The sequence below is a fragment of the Streptomyces sp. NPDC053541 genome (assembly GCF_044544705.1).
Lineage (GTDB): Bacteria > Actinomycetota > Actinomycetes > Streptomycetales > Streptomycetaceae > Streptomyces.
In genome coordinates this window covers 147,238-163,256 of the sequence record NZ_JBITXM010000010.1, presented here as the reverse complement: position 1 = coordinate 163,256, position 16,019 = coordinate 147,238, and the positions used below count along the sequence as shown (strand labels likewise).

19 protein-coding genes are annotated in these 16,019 nt (G+C 73.0%); 5 read left to right on the top strand and 14 right to left on the bottom strand.

The annotated features are described in order from the left end of the window. Positions 1-29: 29 nt before the first annotated feature. Genes ACIGW2_RS25410 through ACIGW2_RS25400 form a run of 3 tightly spaced genes read right to left on the bottom strand, consistent with a single transcriptional unit; the run spans position 30 to position 2,192 of the window. A complete protein-coding gene (locus ACIGW2_RS25410) occupies positions 30-458 on the bottom strand; it encodes a PPOX class F420-dependent oxidoreductase (protein WP_399846512.1) in 429 nt (142 codons plus the stop codon). A gap of 25 nt (positions 459-483) precedes the next feature. Continuing rightward, a complete protein-coding gene (locus ACIGW2_RS25405; RefSeq protein ID WP_399846154.1) occupies positions 484-1,743 on the bottom strand; it encodes an alginate lyase family protein in 1,260 nt (419 codons plus the stop codon). Positions 1,744-1,784: 41 nt separating this feature from the next. Next, positions 1,785-2,192 carry a winged helix-turn-helix transcriptional regulator gene (locus tag ACIGW2_RS25400; RefSeq protein ID WP_391656117.1) on the bottom strand — a complete coding sequence of 136 codons (408 nt, stop codon included), beginning with the start codon at positions 2,190-2,192 and terminating at the stop codon, positions 1,785-1,787. A gap of 70 nt (positions 2,193-2,262) precedes the next feature. Between ACIGW2_RS25400 and ACIGW2_RS25395 the strand changes: the two genes are divergently transcribed. Continuing rightward, positions 2,263-2,967 (top strand): NAD(P)-dependent oxidoreductase, encoded by a 705-nt coding sequence (locus ACIGW2_RS25395; protein WP_391656118.1) that lies wholly within the window; start codon positions 2,263-2,265, stop codon positions 2,965-2,967. A gap of 29 nt (positions 2,968-2,996) precedes the next feature. On the opposite strand, the gene ACIGW2_RS25390 is transcribed toward ACIGW2_RS25395, so the two are convergent. Both ACIGW2_RS25390 and ACIGW2_RS25385 read right to left on the bottom strand, forming a co-directional pair. Further along, entirely contained in the window at positions 2,997-3,290 is a 294-nt protein-coding gene (locus ACIGW2_RS25390) for a hypothetical protein (RefSeq protein ID WP_391656119.1), read from the bottom strand. Between the two features lie 131 nt (positions 3,291-3,421). Then, the gene (locus tag ACIGW2_RS25385; RefSeq protein WP_356066104.1) at positions 3,422-3,673 is read right to left on the bottom strand and encodes a helix-turn-helix transcriptional regulator; all 252 of its coding nucleotides are present in this window, start codon (positions 3,671-3,673) and stop codon (positions 3,422-3,424) included. 33 nt (positions 3,674-3,706) lie between these two features. Here ACIGW2_RS25385 and map point away from each other — a divergent pair, with 33 nt between their 5' ends. Further along, a complete protein-coding gene (gene map / locus ACIGW2_RS25380) occupies positions 3,707-4,474 on the top strand; it encodes a type I methionyl aminopeptidase (RefSeq protein ID WP_391656120.1) in 768 nt (255 codons plus the stop codon). Between the two features lie 29 nt (positions 4,475-4,503). Here map and ggt read toward each other — a convergent pair whose 3' ends face one another. Next, a complete protein-coding gene (gene ggt, locus ACIGW2_RS25375) occupies positions 4,504-6,333 on the bottom strand; it encodes a gamma-glutamyltransferase (RefSeq protein ID WP_391656121.1) in 1,830 nt (609 codons plus the stop codon). A gap of 106 nt (positions 6,334-6,439) precedes the next feature. On the opposite strand from ggt, the gene ACIGW2_RS25370 reads away from it, so the two are divergent. Beyond that, positions 6,440-7,171 carry a hypothetical protein gene (locus tag ACIGW2_RS25370; protein WP_399846147.1) on the top strand — a complete coding sequence of 244 codons (732 nt, stop codon included), beginning with the start codon at positions 6,440-6,442 and terminating at the stop codon, positions 7,169-7,171. Here ACIGW2_RS25370 and ACIGW2_RS25365 read toward each other — a convergent pair. Then, complete coding sequence (locus tag ACIGW2_RS25365) at positions 7,125-8,396, bottom strand: cytochrome P450 (RefSeq protein WP_399846144.1); 1,272 nt, start codon at positions 8,394-8,396, stop codon at positions 7,125-7,127. The two genes, ACIGW2_RS25370 and ACIGW2_RS25365, sit on opposite strands and share 47 nt — an antisense overlap. Before the next feature lie 148 nt (positions 8,397-8,544). Here ACIGW2_RS25365 and ACIGW2_RS25360 point away from each other — a divergent pair, with 148 nt between their 5' ends. Then, positions 8,545-8,865 (top strand): hypothetical protein, encoded by a 321-nt coding sequence (locus tag ACIGW2_RS25360; RefSeq protein WP_399846141.1) that lies wholly within the window; start codon positions 8,545-8,547, stop codon positions 8,863-8,865. A gap of 144 nt (positions 8,866-9,009) precedes the next feature. Further along, a complete protein-coding gene (locus tag ACIGW2_RS25355; RefSeq protein WP_399846139.1) occupies positions 9,010-10,566 on the top strand; it encodes an alpha/beta fold hydrolase in 1,557 nt (518 codons plus the stop codon). Positions 10,567-10,625: 59 nt separating this feature from the next. Here ACIGW2_RS25355 and ACIGW2_RS25350 read toward each other — a convergent pair whose 3' ends face one another. From ACIGW2_RS25350 to ACIGW2_RS25320, 7 genes are all read right to left on the bottom strand, one after another. Then, a complete protein-coding gene (locus ACIGW2_RS25350; protein ID WP_361577788.1) occupies positions 10,626-11,498 on the bottom strand; it encodes an amino acid ABC transporter permease in 873 nt (290 codons plus the stop codon). Then, positions 11,495-12,139: an amino acid ABC transporter permease gene (locus ACIGW2_RS25345; RefSeq protein ID WP_356066087.1), complete on the bottom strand. Its 645-nt coding sequence runs from the start codon at positions 12,137-12,139 to the stop codon at positions 11,495-11,497. Before ACIGW2_RS25345 ends, ACIGW2_RS25350 begins: the two co-directional genes overlap by 4 nt. Before the next feature lie 20 nt (positions 12,140-12,159). Further along, positions 12,160-13,077, bottom strand: a complete 918-nt coding sequence (locus tag ACIGW2_RS25340; protein WP_391656126.1) for a glutamate ABC transporter substrate-binding protein — start codon at positions 13,075-13,077, stop codon at positions 12,160-12,162. A 25-nt stretch (positions 13,078-13,102) separates the two neighbouring features. Continuing rightward, positions 13,103-13,849, bottom strand: coding sequence for an amino acid ABC transporter ATP-binding protein (locus ACIGW2_RS25335; RefSeq protein WP_391656127.1), 747 nt, complete (start codon positions 13,847-13,849; stop codon positions 13,103-13,105). Positions 13,850-14,058: 209 nt separating this feature from the next. Beyond that, the gene (locus ACIGW2_RS25330) at positions 14,059-14,496 is read right to left on the bottom strand and encodes a DUF6278 family protein (RefSeq protein WP_356066078.1); all 438 of its coding nucleotides are present in this window, start codon (positions 14,494-14,496) and stop codon (positions 14,059-14,061) included. A gap of 53 nt (positions 14,497-14,549) precedes the next feature. Then, positions 14,550-15,329 (bottom strand): exodeoxyribonuclease III, encoded by a 780-nt coding sequence (locus tag ACIGW2_RS25325; RefSeq protein WP_391656129.1) that lies wholly within the window; start codon positions 15,327-15,329, stop codon positions 14,550-14,552. 41 nt (positions 15,330-15,370) lie between these two features. Then, entirely contained in the window at positions 15,371-16,003 is a 633-nt protein-coding gene (locus tag ACIGW2_RS25320; protein ID WP_391656130.1) for an MBL fold metallo-hydrolase, read from the bottom strand. Between the last annotated feature and the right edge of the window lie 16 nt (positions 16,004-16,019).

Genomic DNA, 16,019 nt, shown 5'->3' with positions numbered 1-16,019 from the left:
CATTGGACCGCAGTCGTGTTACGGGACGGCTACGCAGGGTTTTCGGACGTGCCTCGGGTCCGTCCGGTGTCCCCCGGGCGGCCGAAGCTCACCACGATGCCGGTGTGCGGGCGCTTGCCGAGCCGGGCGAGGGTCGCGGGCCAGTCGACCGCCCAGAACTGCCAGGTGTACTTGCGGGCGAGCAGTTTGCGCACCCGCCGCAGCTCCTCGCCCGTGACGAGCCGGGCGGTGCCCTCGGCCCGTACCGCGTCCGCGGCGACGTTGCCGCGCACGTCGCAGACGGCGGCGACGACCCGGGGGTCGCGGCGCAGCCGCTTGACCTTCCAGGAGTCGGTGCGGGTCCAGGCGTACAGCTCGTCGCCCTCGACCGCGTACCAGACGGGGGTGGCGACCCCGGTGCCGTTCCGGCGGAAGGTGGTGAGGCTGACGTAGCGGCCGTGCCGCAGCTCTTCGGGCATCTCTTCGGGCGTCACGCCCCCGAGGCTACGCGGGGCCCGGGTTGGCGGCGTGGGTCAGGGTCTCCCAGGCGACGAAGAGGTCGTCGGTGCCGCCGGGGCGCTGGCTCCGGGCGAGCTTCGCGGTCTCCGGGAGGTTGCGGTGCATCCGGCCCTGGAGGTGGTTGAGGGCGACCTCGACGTCGGGGCCCATGGTGCGCTCCACCTTGCCGCCGCACAGCCAGCTCGGCGGGGGCGCGCCGAGCTGGTAGCGGGCGTGGAACTCCAGGGCCGCGGTGAGCCGGTCGGCCTCCTCGCGGTAGAGGTCGACGCCCTGGTGCCAGGCGGTCTCGGCGATGTGCGCGGTGGCGGCCAGCGAGTAGCCGATGTGCATGAAGTTGCGGCAGGTCTCCTGGCCGAGGCCGTCGCGGTAGGTGCGCTGGCCGAACCAGTACGTGGCGAGCTGGTCGGCGGTCCGGATGGTGCCGCCGGGCGGGGGCTTGGGCAGGGCGCCGTCGGAGGCGAGGTAGAAGTAGGCGGGGACGCGGGCGCGGTAGCGCCGTACCGCGTCCTCGAAGAGCGTGCGGTCCTCCAGGAAGACGGCCATGCCCATGGCGGCGTCGGTCATCGCCAGTTCCCAGTTGCCGTTGTAGTCGGGGACCTTGGCGGTGACGTCGGGCAGATAGGCCTTGCGCAGCATCCACTTGAAGCGCTGCACCTCCGGGCCCTTCCAGGCCGGGTAGCCGGCGTGCACGATGTCGGCGGCACGGGCCCAGGAGGAGCCGGACCAGGCGGTCTGGAGGTCGGCGTCGTCGCGGGTGTGCCGCTTCACCGTCTTCGACCAGGCGTCCATGATCTCGACGGCCTTGTCGGCGTGCGCGCGCCGGCCGGTGACGGACCACATGAGGGCGTGGGTGTACGCGGCGATGGCGTCCTCGCGCTCGTCGACGCAGGCGTCGGTGCCGGCGTTGGACGCGCAGGCGACCACCTCGGCGGGGTGCGGGGTGTAGTCCAGCGCGGCGTACTTGCTGGCGCTCATCTCGGCGAACGCGGACTTCCACGGCTCCTGCCCGGCGGCGACGTGCTCGCGCACGGCCGCGAGCTGGGCGGCGCCGACGACGACGCCGGGGTGCCGGAACCGCTCGGGCGCGGTGCCCGCGGGCGGCGCGACGGCCTGCGGCGTCCCGGTCCCGGTGCCGCAGCCGGTGGCGCCGGCGGCGAGCAGGAGCGCGGCGGCGAGGCCCGCGAGGGAGCGGACGCCCGGGCGGGGCGCCGGGCGGCGGGGTGCGGGCTGCTGACGACGGTTCACGCGTCCACGGTGGGGCCGTGCGCCGGGCGGCGCATCCGCTGCTAGGCCACCGGGCTGGCGGCCGTGTCGTAGTGCTCGCGCGCCTCGGTGACGGCGGACGCGTGGGTGCGGGCCCAGGCGCAGGCGGTGTCGAGGGGCGCGAGGAGGGAGCGCCCGAGGGCGGTGAGGGCGTATTCGACCCGGGGCGGGTTCTCGTCGTGGACGGTCCGGGTGAGCAGTCCGTCGCGCTCCATCGTGCGCAGGGTCTCGGTGAGGACCTTGGCGGTGACCATGTGGAGCGGGACGCGCAGTTCGGTGAAGCGCCGGGCCCGGCCGTCCTCCAGGCAGCGCAGCACCATGGCCGTCCACTTGCCGCCGAGGACCCGGACGGGCTGGGGCCGGTCGCCGCAGCGGGGGTCGGCGAAGAGGGCGGGGCTGAGGGGCGGGGCGGGCTGCTCGGGCGTGGTCATGCTCCGACGCTAGCGGAGGGGCCGTCGGTACCGTTGAAGTAACCGGGGGCGGGCGTTCTACGGTCCCGCCATGACCGACAGGAACACGCGCGCCACGGGCGCGCACAGCAGCGAGCGCCGCGGCGAGAGCGGCGGGGGCGTCGTCGTCTTCGGGGCCGGCGGGCGGGTCGGCCGGGCCGCCGTCGCCGAGGCGGTGGCCCGCGGGCACCGGGTGACGGCGGTGGTCCGGGACCCCGCGAAGTACCCGGACCTGGGCGGGCCGGGCGTCACGGTGGTGCGGGGCGACGCCACGGACCCGGTCGCGGTGGCGGAGCTCGCCGCCGGGCACGCCGCGGCCGTGCACGCGGGGGCGCGCCTGGACGTCCCCTCGGAGCAGTACTTCACGGCGGCGGCGCGGGCGATGCTGACGGGCCTTCCGGCGGCGGGCGTGCGACGGCTCCTCGTGGTGGGCATCGCGGTCACGCTGGAGACGGCGCCGGGCGTGCGGCTGATGGACGCGCCCGACTTCCCCGCCGCGTGGCGGGCGTTCGCGCAGGGCCACGTGGCCGAGTTCGAGCTGCTGAGCGCCGAGGCGGGCCCGGAGCTCGACTGGCTGATGGTGGTGCCGGGGCTCGACCTGAACGCGGAGGCGCCGGTGACCGGCGGCTACCGTACGGCGGTGGGCACGGTCCTCGACGGCTCCGGGCGGATCGCGCACGCCGACCTGGCGCGGGCGCTGCTTGACGAGATCGAGCGCCCGCGCCACAGCAGGGTGCAGCTGGCGGTGTCGGTCTGAACCGCCGGGTCCTGCCGGGTCCTGCCGGGCTACCGGGCGAGGGCGTCGAGGCCCTTGCGGAGGTCCTCCGGGTTCATCACCGGCGAGTAGTGGACCTTGGCGTGCAGGTCCATGAAGAAGGGCTCCGAGATCGACGGCAGGTCCGAGGGATCGGCCAGGTCGAAGAAGAGGTAGCCGGTGCGGCAGCCGTCCTCCACCGTGAAGTAGGCGGCCTCGCAGTTCAGCTTCTGGAGCGTGGCCTCCATGGTCTTGCGGAGGGTGCCCCGGCGGATGGCCTCGTTGGAGGCCGCGGTGTCCATCTGAACCTTCAGCAGCATGCGCATGACGCGGCCTTTCCCGGCCGGGCGGAGGGCCCTGTGCGGTGGGCCTCGGCACACCCGGACGCGCTCATTTCCAGCGTCCTCCCTCCGCCGGGCCGGGACCACTCGGCGGGGGTCCGCGCCCGTCACGTTCCCTAGAGCGGGACGAGGGCGCAGCGGGTGACCAGTTCGTCCATCGAGATGTCGAGGACGCCGGCGAGGGCGGCGACGGTGAAGAAGGCCGGGGTCGGGGCGCGGCCGGTCTCGATCTTGCGGAGGGTCTCCGCGGAGAGGCCGGCGGCGGCGGCGATCTCGGCCATCGAGCGCTCGCCGCGGGCCTCGCGGAGCAGTCGGCCGAGCCGCTCGCCGCGCTCGCGCTCTTCGGGGGTGAGGGGGGTGCGCACCATGCCGCCCATTCTAATACCGGTATAGTAATTGGCATGGTGGAGATCAAGACGGATGCGGACCTGCTGCTCATGCGCGAGGCCGGGCGGGTCGTGGCCCGGGCCCTCCAGGCGGTCCGGGACAAGGCGGCGCCCGGGGTGACCCCGGCCGAGCTCGACGGCGTGGCCCGGGAGGTGCTGGCCGCGGCCGGCGCGGACTCGCCGTTCCTGGGCTATCGCCCGGGCTGGGCGCCGGTGCCCTTCCCGGCGACGCTGTGCCTGTCGGTGAACGACGCGATCGTGCACGGCGTCCCGGGCACGGTGCCGCTCGCCGACGGGGACCTGGTGAGCGCGGACTTCGGGGCGGTCCTGGACGGCTGGGTCGGCGACGCGGCGATCAGCTTCACGGTCGGCCGGGCCCGCCCGGAGGACGCCCGGCTGATCGACACGGCCCACGAGGCCCTGGCGGCGGGCATCGCGGCGGCCGTGGTCGGCAACCGGATCGGGGACATCGGGCACGCCGTGGCCCGGGTCTGCCGCTCGGCGGGCTACGGCATCCCGGACGGCATGGGCGGCCACGGCGTCGGCCGCACCATGCACGAGGGCCCGGACGTCCCCAACGAGGGCCGCCCGGGCCGGGGCATGCCGCTGCGCCACGGCATGGTGATCGCGATCGAGCCGATGCTGATCGCGGGCGGGATCGACCACCACTACACGGCCGCCGACGGCTGGACCATCCGCACCCTCGACGGCTCCCGCGCCGCCCACACCGAACACACGGTGGCCGTCACGGACGCGGGCCCGCGCATCCTGACGGCGCCGTAGCGGCCCGGCCGGCCCCCGCCCCACCCCTCTCAGTCCGCCGGGCGGACCACCATCGCCGAGCCGCCGCCGCGGCGGGTGGTCTCGGCGGCGGCGAGCCAGCGGCCGTCGGGGAGGCGCTGGACGCCGGTGGCGGCGCCGATCTCCGGGTTCTGGCGGAAGGCGTGGCCGAGGGCTTCGAGTTCGGCCCTCAGGGGGCTGTTCCAGAGGGCCGGTTCGAGTTCCGTGGTGGGCTGGTTGCGCTGGCTGGCGCGCGGGGCGGCGATCGCGTCGACGAGCGGCAGGCCGCGGTCGACGACGCCGGTCAGGGTCTGCAGGACCGTGGTGATGATGGTGGCGCCGCCCGGGGAGCCGAGGGCGAGGACCGGGCGGCCGGTGCGGTCGAGGACGATCGTCGGGGAGATCGAGGAGCGCGGGCGCTTGCCGGGGCCGGGCAGGTTGGGGTCGTGGACGGCCGGGTTGGCCGGGGCGAAGGAGAAGTCGGTGAGCTCGTTGTTGAGCAGGAAGCCCCGGCCCGGGACGGTGATGCCGCTGCCGCCGGTGGACTCGATGGTCAGGGTGTAGGCGACGACGTTGCCCCACTTGTCGGCCACGGTCAGATGGGTGGTGTTCTCGCCCTCGTACGTGGTCGGGGCGGCGGTGCCGGCCGCGCCGCAGGGCACCGGGTCGCGCGGGTCGCCGGGCGCGAGCGGGCTGGTCAGGGCGGCGTCGTCGCGGATCAGACAGGCCCGCGAGTCGGCGTACCGCTGGGAGAGCAGTCCGGCGACGGGCACGTCCTCGAAGGCGGGGTCGCCGACCCAGCGCCCGCGGTCGGCGAAGGCGATCCGGCTCGCCTCGACGAAGCGGTGCAGGTAGGCGGCCTGCGGGGCGCGCGCGAGGTCGGTGGACTCCAGGATGTTGAGGGCCTCGCCGACGCTGGTGCCGCCGGAGGAGGAGGGCGCCATGCCGTACACGTCGAGGCCCCGGTAGGACACCTTGGTGGGGCGGCGGCCGATCGTCTCGTAGCCCGCGAGGTCGGCCTCCGTGAGGTCGCCAGAGCGCACCACGCGCGTGGCGCCCGGCCGGACCGGTGGGTGCCGGACGGTCTGGACGATGTCCCGGGCGAGCGGGCCCTCGTAGAGCGCGCCGACGCCCTCGCGGCCCAGCTCCTCGTACGTACGGGCCAGGTCGGGGTTCTTGAAGACGGAGCCGACCACCGGCAACTGCCCGCCGGGCAGGAAGAGTTCGGCGGAGGCCGGGAAGTCGCGGAAGCGGGCCTCGTTGCTCGCGGTCTGGGCGCGGAAGGTGGCGTCGACGGTGAAGCCCTCGCGGGCCAGGCGCTCGGCCGGTTCGAGGAGCTTGCCGAGCGGCTTGCTGCCCCAGGCGTCGAGCGCGGCCTGCCAGGTGGCGGGGGTGCCGGGGGTGCCGACGCCGCGGCCGCTGGTCATGCCCTCCTCGAAGGGGATGGGCTTGCCGTTCTCGGTGAAGAGGTGCGCGTCGGCGGTGGCGGGGGCGGTCTCCCGGCCGTCGATGGTGTGGACGGTACGGGTCTTCGCGTCGTAGTGGACGAAGTAGCCGCCCCCGCCGATGCCGGCCGAGTACGGCTCGGTGACGCCGAGCGCGGCGGCCACGGCGACGGCGGCGTCCACGGCGTTGCCGCCCTTGCGCAGCACCTCGACGCCCGCGGCGGAGGCGTCCGCGTCGACGCTGGCGACGGCACCGCCCCAGCCCGCGGCGACCGGCACCTTCGCGGGCGCCGGGCGGGGCGGGGCGGCGGCGGGCCCTGCGGCCGGCGGCGCGGCGGCGCCCACCGAGAGCACCGTGGCGGCGACGGCCACGACGGACCCCTTGCGTACGGCGAAGCGCCGTGTCCGAGACTGCATCCCAACCTCCAGTCAACGCCCGTTCGCGCAGCGTAACTTCTGCCCCCGCGATCCGTCAGGACCGCCTCTCGAACAGTCGGCCGAAAGCCCAGTAGCATGCGCGCCCATGAACGAAGACCTGCGCAATGTCGTCCTGGGCGTCCTGGCCACCGGTGTCAGCGGCTCGCTCGGCTGGCTGACCCGCACCTACGCCTGGCGGCGCCGGCTCCGCCGGAAGCAGGCCTTCTTCGGGCTGCCGGCCGGGTCGGAGTGCCTGCTCGTGGTGAACCGGCTGGCCGGCAGCGAGCGCGGGGTGCACGCGACGGACGTCTCCGCGCTGCTCGAACTGTCCGCTCTCGTGAAGGACTGCGGTGCGCGGCCCCGGATCGTGCAGCACGACACGGCCCGCCAAGGCCTGGGCGAGATAGCCGAGTTCTGCATCGGCGGTCCGTTCTCGAATCGCCGGATGGCCGCCCATCTGCCGAATCTGCTGCCGGGGATCACGATGAACGTCGAGCAGGAACCGGCCGAGGACCGCGGGATGTTCACGGTGGGCGGCGAGAACTACCGGCCGGAGTGGGGCGTCAGCGAGTACGTGGTGCTGGCGCGGCTCACCCGGGGCGAGGGCGGGCGGCCGGTGTTCCTGCTCTGCGGGCAGGCGGCGGTGACCAATCAGGCCGCGGCCCGTCATCTGGCCCGGCACCACGAGGCACTGGCCGCCAGGTACGGCCGGGACGGCTCCTTCGTGCTGCTGCTGAGGGTCGTCAACTCCCAGGCGTACGGCCCCGATGTGGTGGAGGTGGTGGCCGATCTCACCCGGGTGGCGCGCACCGCTCCAGCCGCAGCGGCAGCGACTTGATCCCGTTGATGAAGTTGGACACCAGGCGGCGGGGCGGCCCGGCGGGCGCGAGGCCCGGCAGGACGGCGCGCGCCTCCTCGTACAGCACCCGGAGCTGAAGCCGGGCGAAGTGGGCGCCGAGGCAGACGTGCGGCCCGTCGCCGAAGGAGACGTGCGGGTTGGGGGTGCGGGCGAGGTCGAGCCGCCCGGGGTCGGCGAAGACGCGCTCGTCGTGGTTGGCGGAGGCGTGGAAGACGACGACCTTGTCGCCGGCCCGGATCCGCGCGCCGGCGAGCACGGTGTCCCGGGCCGCGGTGCGGCGGAAGGACAGCACGGGCGGGTGCCAGCGCAGCAGTTCGTCCACGGCGGTGTCCGTGCCGACCTCCCCGTGCCACAACAGGCGCTGCTGATCGGGGTGTTCGGCGAGGGCGAGGAAGCCGCCGGGGGCGGCACCGCGCACGGTGTCGTTGCCGGCGACGGTGAGCAGGAAGAAGAACATCTCCAGTTCGGCGTCGCGGAGTTCCGAGGCGGCGAGGGTGGTCATGACGTCGTCGGCGGGGTGTTTCCGCTTGTGGGCGGCGAGGTCCTGCGCGTAGCCGAACATCTCGGCCAGCAGGGCGGGCGAGCGCGGGTTGACCGGGCGGCCTTCGGTGTCGAGGACGGGCGGTTCGTCGGGGTCCTGGTAGGCGATGACCCGCTCGGTCCAGGTGTGCAGCAGTCCGCGGTCGGCGGCGGGCACGCCGAGCAGGTCGGTGAGGTTGAGCAGGGCGTACTCGTCGGTGACGGCCCGGACGAGGTCGACGTCCGGCCCGGACTCGCGTGCGGCGAGCAGGAGCCGGCGGGCCCGGTCGCGGGCGGTGGCGGCGAAGCGCTCGATCCGCCCGGGGGTGAAGGCGCGGCTGACCAGCCGGCGCAGCCGGCCGTGGTGCGGCGGGTCCTGGTTGAGCATCATCCGGCGGATGAAGGGCAGGTCGGCGGGGTCGGGGTCGCGGATCTGGGTGGCGCCGAGGTACGAGGAGAACCCGGTGCCGTCCTTGAGGACCCGGACGACGTCGGCGTGCCGTGTGACGGCCCAGAACCCGGGCCCCGCGGGCCAGCCGAGGACCTCGGGCTCCCGCTGACGGGCGACCGGCCACCGGTCGCGCAGGGCGCGGAAGCGCTCGTGCGGGATGCCCGCCGCGTAGATCCGCGGGTCGAAGACGTCTGGCACGCCGTCCGTGCCGCCCCTGTCGTCCGTGTGCTCCACCGGCCCTCCCGTCGGGGTGAAGACGTCACCATCATGACAGGTCAGCGGCCATTTTCGTAGGACGGAACGCACAGTTGGCGAGCCTTGTCCGGACTGCCCGCCGGCTCCCAGAATCTCCCTCGTGCATCACACGGAGAACAGGGGGCACATGGCGAAGACGGATCGCGACGCGGTGGTGCGGGCGCAGGTGTTGCTGCTGGGGACGGAGGAGCCGGAGCTCCTGGAGCGGATCGCCGCGTACCGGGCACTGGCCGAGGTGGGGCCGCTGACGTATCTGCCGAAGCTGTCGGGGGCGTTGTGCGAGCTCGCCGACGCGCCCGTTCTGGAGGACCGTCCGGAGCTACGGCTGCGGTACTTCTCGGAGGCGCTGGAGATCGCCCGCCGGCTGGGCGAGGACCAGCCGGCCCGGGACGCCCTGGTCCGGGAGGCGCGGAGCGGGTGCGAGCGGGTGGCCGCGGACGCCGGGTGACGCCGGGCCGCGGCGGGGCAAGCCCACGCCACCCAATCGTTACCCATGCGTAACTTACCGACCAGTTACCTCCGGTAAGCGCACGCCGTTACCGTCGGGTCGCTTTCACTGCCCCCCATTCAATGAACCAGTGAGGAGTGACCCGTGCGCAGAGCCCTGCCGTACGCCGTCTCGGCGACCCTCGTCGCCGGGGCGGCCCTCGGTCTCGCCCCCGCCGCCCATGCCGAGTCCACGTCCACCGGCAGCCTCCGCTTCGTGGACATCGCCGGGGACGGCGGGACCGTCCTCAAGGCCAATGTCGCCACCCCGGCCGGCGCCGCCGGGGACCGGCGCTTCCCGGTGATCGTGCTGCCGACCAGCTGGGGCATGCCCCAGGTCGAGTACCTCGCCCAGGCTCAGCAGCTCGCCGACTCCGGCTACGTCGTGGTGAGTTACAACTCGCGCGGCTTCTGGCAGTCCGGCGGCCAGATCGAGACCGCCGGGCCCCGGGACGTCGCCGACGCCTCGCTGGTCATCGACTGGGCCCTCGCCCACACTCCCGCCGACCCCGAGCGGGTGGGCATGGCCGGCGTGTCGTACGGCGCGGGGATCAGCCTGCTCGCCGCCGCGCACGACAAGCGGGTCAAGGCCGTCGCCGCGCTCAGCGGCTGGGCCGACCTCATCGACTCCATCTACAGCGGCCGCACCCAGCACCTCCAGGCGGCCGCGCTGCTCGGCGGCGCGGGCTATCTCACCGGCCGCCCGGGGCCCGAACTCCAGCAGGTGCTCGGCGACTTCCTCTCCTCCCGCCTGGACAAGGAGGACGAGATGATCGCCTGGGGCCGCAAGCGCTCCGCCGCGACCCACCTCGACGCGCTCAACACCAACCGGCCCGCGATCATGCTGGGCAACGCCTGGGGCGACTCCATCTTCCCGCCCAACCAGTTCGCGAGCTTCTACGAGAAGCTGGCCGGCCCCAAGCGCCTGGAGTTCCGGCCCGGCGACCACGCCACCGCCGAGGCCACCGGCCTGCTCGGGCTGCCCAACGACACCTGGACCAGCGCCCACCGCTGGTTCGACCACTACCTCAAGGGCGTCGACAACGGCGTCGACCGCGAACAGCCCGTCCGGCTCAAGCCGCGCTCCGACGCCGGCTACGAGGGCTACCCCGACTGGGCCTCCGTCAACGCCCACCGCACCACCATCCCGCTCGGCGGCTCCGAGCACCTGTGGGCGAACGTCGACTCCGGCGCCGACGGTGGCGTGATCATGCTCTCCAGCCTCCTCGACCAGTTCCTCCAGGCCCCGCCCACCGCCTCCATCCCGCTGCTCCCCCGCGCCTTCGCGGGCGTGTGGCAGACCGAGCGGTACGACACGGCGCAGCGGGTGCGCGGCACCGCCCGGCTGCACACCACGGTCACCCCGACCGCGGAGAGCGGCACCTTCGTGGCCTACCTCTACGACGTGGGCCCGCTCGGGATCGGCAAGCTGGTCACGCACGCCCCGTACACCTTCCACGGCAAGGAGCCGGGGCGCCCGTTCGGCGTCGACCTGGACCTGTTCTCCACGGCCTACGACGTGCCGGCCGGCCACCGGCTCGCGGTGGTCGTCGACACCGTCGACCCGCTGTACATCGAGCACAACCCGACCGGCGCACAGCTGACCTTCTCCTCGCCCGCGGCCGACCCGAGTCACCTGTCGGTACCGCTGCGGACGGAGTGATCACGGCTGCTGCCGGGCGGGCAGGGCCCGTGCGGGGCGTTCCGCGCCGTGCGGGGAGGCTACTCCCGGCCCGGCAGCAGTGTGGGCGGTTCGGCCGGAGCGACGTCCGCGGCCCTGGTCCGGGGGCTGCGGCGCTCCCGCTTCGCCACCCAGGTGGCGAACCAGGACAGCAGCACGCACAGACCGATGTAGATCGGCGAGATCACCATCACCACCGGGATGAACGGCAGGTCGTAGTCCAGGTTGGAGGCGATCAGCTTGCCCGCGTGCAGGAACTCCTCGTACGTGATGAGGAAGCCGAGCGAGGTGTCCTTGAGGGCCACCACCAGCTGGCTGATGATCGCGGGCAGCATGGCCCGGACCGCCTGCGGCACGAGGACGTGGACCATGACCTGCGTCTTGCGCATGCCCAGCGCGTACGCGGCCTCCCGCTGCCCGCGCGAGACGGTGAGGACACCGGTGCGGAAGACCTCGGCGAGCACCGAGCCGTTGTAGAGGGTGAGTCCGGTGACCAGGGCGGGCAGCGGCTGGACCTTGAGCGCCACGAAGACGAAGAAGATCATCACCAGCACCGGCATGGCCCGGAAGAACTCCACCAGCAGGGTGCAGCTCCAGCGGAAGACCCGGTGCTCGGAGAGGCGCCCGGTGGCGAGCACCGCGCCGAGCGCGAGCGAGAGCACCGAGGCGTACGCGAAGGCCTTGAGGGTGTTGCCGAGGCCCCGGAGCAGCAGTTCCTGGATGCCCTTGTACTGGAACGGGGTCCACTTGGCGGCGGTGAACTGGCCGGTGTCGAAGAGGAGATAGAGGATCCAGGCGACGAGGCCGAGCAGGACGAGGGTGGAGAGCACTCCGTAGAGCAGGTGCCGGCGGCGGGCGTGCGGCCCCGGGATGTCGTAGAGCGCGGTGGAGGAGGTGGCGGTGGCGGAGGTCATCGGGCGACTCCGTAGCGCTTCTCCAGGAAGTGGAAGAGCGCGCTGATGGCGAGGGTGATGATCAGGTAGCCGACGGCGATCCAGACGAAGGTCCAGACGATGTTGTAGCCGAGCTCGCTCAAGGTCTTGTACGTGCCGAGGAGTTCGGTGACGCTGAACGCGCCGGCGATCGCGGAGTTCTTCGCGAGGGCGATGAGGGTGGAGCCGATCGGCGGGATCACCGAGCGGAAGGCCTGCGGCAGGACGACGTTGCCGAGGGTCTGGCCGAAGGTCATGCCGAGGCTGCGGGCGGCCTCTCCCTGCCCGAGCGGCACGGTGTTGATGCCGGAGCGCAGCGCCTCGCAGATGAAGGCGGAGGTGTAGCAGCCGAGCGCGAGGACCGCGAACACCTTGAAGGGCAGCACCAGTCCGAAGCGGGGCAGGCCCAGCATCACCGCGAAGAACAGCAGGGTGAGCGGGGTGTTGCGGAGCACGGTGACCCAGGCGGCTCCGAAGACCCGGAAGGAGCCGACCGGCGCGACCCGGAACGAGGCCATGAGGAAGCCGAGGACGAGGGCGAGCAGGGAGGCGTAGACGGTGAGTTCGACGGTGCCGAGGAAACCCTCGCCATAGGCCGCGAAGTTGTCGGTCAGGACGTCCATGTCGGTGCGGTGCTCCTTCCTCAGCCGGCCGGGTAGCGGTCGATGGCGGGCGGGGCGGGCGCGGGCACGCCGGACAGGCCGAGGGTCGCGTCGTAGGCCTTCTTCCAGTCGCCGTTCTTCTCGTGGGCGGCGATGGCGTCGTCCAGGGCGAGGCGCAGCGCGGTGTCGGAGCGGGGGACGCCGATGCCGTACGGCTCCTTGCTGAACGGCTTGCCGGCCAGCTTGAGTTCGTCGGGCACCTTGGCCGCGTAGCCCATGAGGATGGTGTCGTCGGTGGTGACGGCGTCGACCTGGTAGGTGAGCAGGTTGTCCACGCAGACGGAGTAGGTGTCGTACGCGACGAGTTCGGCCCGCGGGTAGTCCTTCTGGATGCGCTGGTACGGGGTGGAGCCGGCGGCCGAGCAGACCCGCTTGCCGGCGAGGTCGGCCGGGCCGTGGATGTCGTCCTCGTCGGTGCGCACCAGGAGGGACTGGCCGGCCTGGTAGTAGGGCCCGGCGAAGCCGACGAGCTTCTTGCGCTTGTCGTTGATGGTGTAGGTGCCGACGTAGTAGTCGATCTGGCCGTTCTGCAGGGCGGTCTCGCGGTTGGCGGAGGCGATGGTGCGGAAGGTGATGCCGGCCGGGTCGAAGCCGAGGGAGGCGGCCATCATCCGGGCGATCTCGATGTCGAAGCCCGAGTAGGTGCCGCTCGCGGGGTCCTTCTCGCCCATGTAGGGCTGGTCCTCCTTGACGCCGACGACGAGCCGGCCGCGCTTCTTCGCCCGGTTCCAGGTCGCGGAGTCGGGCAGGGAGAACCCGGATCGCACCTGGTAGACGGGGAGTTGGCCGGGCTTGGGGCCCTTGACGGGCGGGCTGCCCTCCTTGCCGCAGCCGGCGCCGGTGAGGGCGGCGGCGAGCAGCAGGGCGAGCGCGGCGAGGGTTCGTTTCGTTCGCTGCATGGGGGTGTGCGCTGCTCCGGTCCGGTCAGTGCTTGAGGATCTTGGACAGGAAGTCCTTGGCGCGGTCGCTCTCGGGTGCGGTGAAGAAGTCCTCGGGGGCGCGGTCCTCGACGATCCGGCCGTCGGCCATGAAGACCACGCGGTTGGCGGCGGAGCGGGCGAAGCCCATCTCGTGGGTGACGACCACCATCGTCATGCCCTCCTGGGCCAGCTGCTGCATGACCTCCAGGACCTCGTTGATCATCTCCGGGTCGAGCGCGGAGGTCGGCTCGTCGAAGAGGAGGGCCTTGGGGTCCATGGCGAGCGCGCGGGCGATGGCCACGCGCTGCTGCTGGCCGCCGGAGAGCTGCGCGGGGTACTTGTCGGCGTGGGCGGCGAGGCCGACCCGGTCGAGGAGCTCCCGGGAGCGCCGGTCCGCCTCCGCCTTACCGCGCTTGCGGACCTTGACCTGGGCGAGGGAGACGTTGGCGAGCACGGTCTTGTGCGCGAAGAGGTTGAAGGACTGGAAGACCATGCCGACCTCGGCGCGGAGCCGGGCGAGGGCCCTGCCCTCCTCGGGGAGCGGCTCGCCGTCGATGCGGATCTCGCCGGACTCGACGGTCTCCAGGCGGTTCACCGCCCGGCACAGGGTGGACTTGCCGGAGCCGGAGGGTCCGATGACCACGACCACCTCCCCGCGGCCGACGGTGAGGTGGATGTCCTGGAGGACGTGCAACGCGCCGTAGTGCTTGTTCACGCCACGCAGTTCGATCAACGGATCGACGACGGCCATCTGCTGCCCTGCCCCTGTGTCTCTCAGCTGCTGTCGAGGTCAGCGCAAACTATCCGCCGGGAAAAGGGACTTCGGGCCCGACACGCACGAGGGGGACATAAGCCGTATTTACTGCACAGGGGTCATGCCGGAGCGGGTCACGGGCCGGGTCCGGGGCGGGGCCGGACGGCCTCCGGCCCCGGCCTCTGGGCGGAATCGGGCGGCCTCGGTCAGAACTCGGCGGACTCCGCGTAGATCTGGGTCAGCTCGGGCGTGCCGGTCGCGGCCCAGTCGAGACCGGCCTCGACCACGTTGACCTCACGGCCGGAGGGCAACCGGACCACCGGCTGCCCGTCGGGCCGCAGCCGCCAGCCGGCGCCCGGCACGGTCCGGACGATCACGGTGCCGAGATAGAGCCCCGCGTCGTTCCCCACCCAGGGCAGCTCCTCCGGGTCGTCCCGCCAGCGCGGCGGCAGCTGGTCGAGCGCCGCGAGCGAGCGTGGGGTGTCGTCGAGCGTCACCCCGGCCTCCTGGGCACGGGCGCGCAGCAGCTCGCACTCGGCGAGCAGCTCGGCCGCCCCCTCCGGGTCCCGGTCGAAGACGGAGACCAGGGGGGAGCCGGCCGTGTCGTGCTTCTTGCGCCAGTTGTCCAGGAAAGGAATGTTCATCCGAACAGCGTCGCACCGCACCCCCGGGGGGCACCACCCGGCGCGCGGAGGGCTCAGACGTCGAGGTCGACGACGACCGGGGCGTGGTCGGACGCGCCCTTGCCCTTGCGCTCCTCGCGGTCCACGTATGCGTCCTTGACGGCGTCCGCGAAGGGCTTGTTGCCGTACACCAGGTCGATGCGCATGCCGCGGTTCTTGGGGAAGCACAGCTGGCGGTAGTCCCAGTACGTGAAGGGGTGCTCGTACTTCAGCGGGCGCGGCACGATGTCGGCGAGGCCGGCCTCGCGCAGCCCGGCGAGCGCGGCCCGCTCCGGCGCCGTGACGTGGGTGAGGCCCTCGAACTGGGCGACGTCCCAGACGTCGTCGTCGGTGGGCGCGATGTTGTAGTCGCCGAGCACCGCGAAGGGGCGCTCGCCCGCCGCGTCCTCGCCGACGGCCGCCTTGAGGGCCTCCAGCCAGCGCAGCTTGTACGCGTAGTGGTCGTGGGCGACCTCCCGGCCGTTCGGCACGTAGACCGACCAGACGCGGACCGGGCCGCAGGTCGCGGAGATGGCCCGCGGCTCCTGCACGCCCTCGTAGTCGGGCCCGCCGGGCAGGCCGGTGACGACGTCCTCCAGGCCGACCCGGGAGAGCAGGGCGACCCCGTTCCACCGGCCGGTGGCGTTGACCGCCGACTCGTACCCCAGCTCGCGCAGCTCGGCGGCGGGGAACTGCTCGGCGGTGCACTTGGTCTCCTGGATGCACAGCACGTCGGTGCCGCTGCTCTCCAGCCAGGCCAGGAGCCGGGGCAGCCGGGCGGTGATCGAATTGACGTTCCAGGTGGCGATGCGCATGACCGCAAGCCTAACGGCGGGGTGTGACACCCCGCCGACTCTCAGATCTCGGCCGAGTCGCCCGGGGCGAGCCGGCGGTGGTCGGTGCCGCCGAGGGCCCCGATCTGGCGGTCGTAGATCGGGCGGGCCAGGTCGGTGAGGAGGGCGTCGTGGATGTCGTAGGCGCGCGCCGGCTTCACCTCGCGCACGTAGTCGATCACCTCGGAGATCTTGTTCCACGGTGCCATGACCGGCAGGAACAGCGTCTCCACCGGCCGGCCGGGCACGGTGAGGGCGTCGCCGGGGTGGAAGACGGCGCCGTCGACGAGGAAGCCGACGTTGGTGATGCGCGGGATGTCCGGGTGGATCACGGCGTGCAGCTCCCCGTGCACCTGCACGTCGAACCCGCACGCCTCGAAGGCGTCCCCGTCCCCCACGGTGTGCACCCGCCCGGGAAACGCCGCCGTCAGCTGCTCGGCGACGCTCCGCAGCGTCCACAGCTCGGCCGCCGGATTCCCGTCGAGCGCGGCCCGCAGCCGCCCCTCGTCGAAGTGGTCGGGATGCTCGTGCGTCACGAGCAGCACGTCCGCGCCGAGGGCGGCGTCCTCCTCGGTGAACATCCCGGGATCGATGACGAGCGTCCGCCCGTCCTTCTCCAGACGGACACAGGCGTGAGTGTTCTTCGTCAGCTTCACGGGGCCGAGCCTAGGG

Bases quoted from the DNA above. Each gene is read 5' to 3' on its own strand.
- ACIGW2_RS25370 (WP_399846147.1), top strand. From the start codon at position 6,440: ATGAACGAAGACCTGCGCAATGTCGTCCTGGGCGTCCTGGCCACCGGT.
- ACIGW2_RS25390 (WP_391656119.1), bottom strand. From the start codon at position 3,290: ATGCGCATGCTGCTGAAGGTTCAGATGGACACCGCGGCCTCCAACGAG.
- ACIGW2_RS25335 (WP_391656127.1), bottom strand. From the start codon at position 13,849: ATGGCCGTCGTCGATCCGTTGATCGAACTGCGTGGCGTGAACAAGCAC.
- ACIGW2_RS25395 (WP_391656118.1), top strand. From the start codon at position 2,263: ATGACCGACAGGAACACGCGCGCCACGGGCGCGCACAGCAGCGAGCGC.
- ACIGW2_RS25340 (WP_391656126.1), bottom strand. From the start codon at position 13,077: ATGCAGCGAACGAAACGAACCCTCGCCGCGCTCGCCCTGCTGCTCGCC.
- ACIGW2_RS25400 (WP_391656117.1), bottom strand. From the start codon at position 2,192: ATGACCACGCCCGAGCAGCCCGCCCCGCCCCTCAGCCCCGCCCTCTTC.
- ACIGW2_RS25325 (WP_391656129.1), bottom strand. From the start codon at position 15,329: ATGCGCATCGCCACCTGGAACGTCAATTCGATCACCGCCCGGCTGCCC.
- map (WP_391656120.1), top strand. From the start codon at position 3,707: ATGGTGGAGATCAAGACGGATGCGGACCTGCTGCTCATGCGCGAGGCC.
- ACIGW2_RS25345 (WP_356066087.1), bottom strand. From the start codon at position 12,139: ATGGACGTCCTGACCGACAACTTCGCGGCCTATGGCGAGGGTTTCCTC.
- ACIGW2_RS25385 (WP_356066104.1), bottom strand. From the start codon at position 3,673: ATGGTGCGCACCCCCCTCACCCCCGAAGAGCGCGAGCGCGGCGAGCGG.
- ACIGW2_RS25350 (WP_361577788.1), bottom strand. From the start codon at position 11,498: ATGACCTCCGCCACCGCCACCTCCTCCACCGCGCTCTACGACATCCCG.
- ACIGW2_RS25330 (WP_356066078.1), bottom strand. From the start codon at position 14,496: ATGAACATTCCTTTCCTGGACAACTGGCGCAAGAAGCACGACACGGCC.
- ACIGW2_RS25360 (WP_399846141.1), top strand. From the start codon at position 8,545: ATGGCGAAGACGGATCGCGACGCGGTGGTGCGGGCGCAGGTGTTGCTG.
- ACIGW2_RS25410 (WP_399846512.1), bottom strand. From the start codon at position 458: ATGCCCGAAGAGCTGCGGCACGGCCGCTACGTCAGCCTCACCACCTTC.
- ggt (WP_391656121.1), bottom strand. From the start codon at position 6,333: ATGCAGTCTCGGACACGGCGCTTCGCCGTACGCAAGGGGTCCGTCGTG.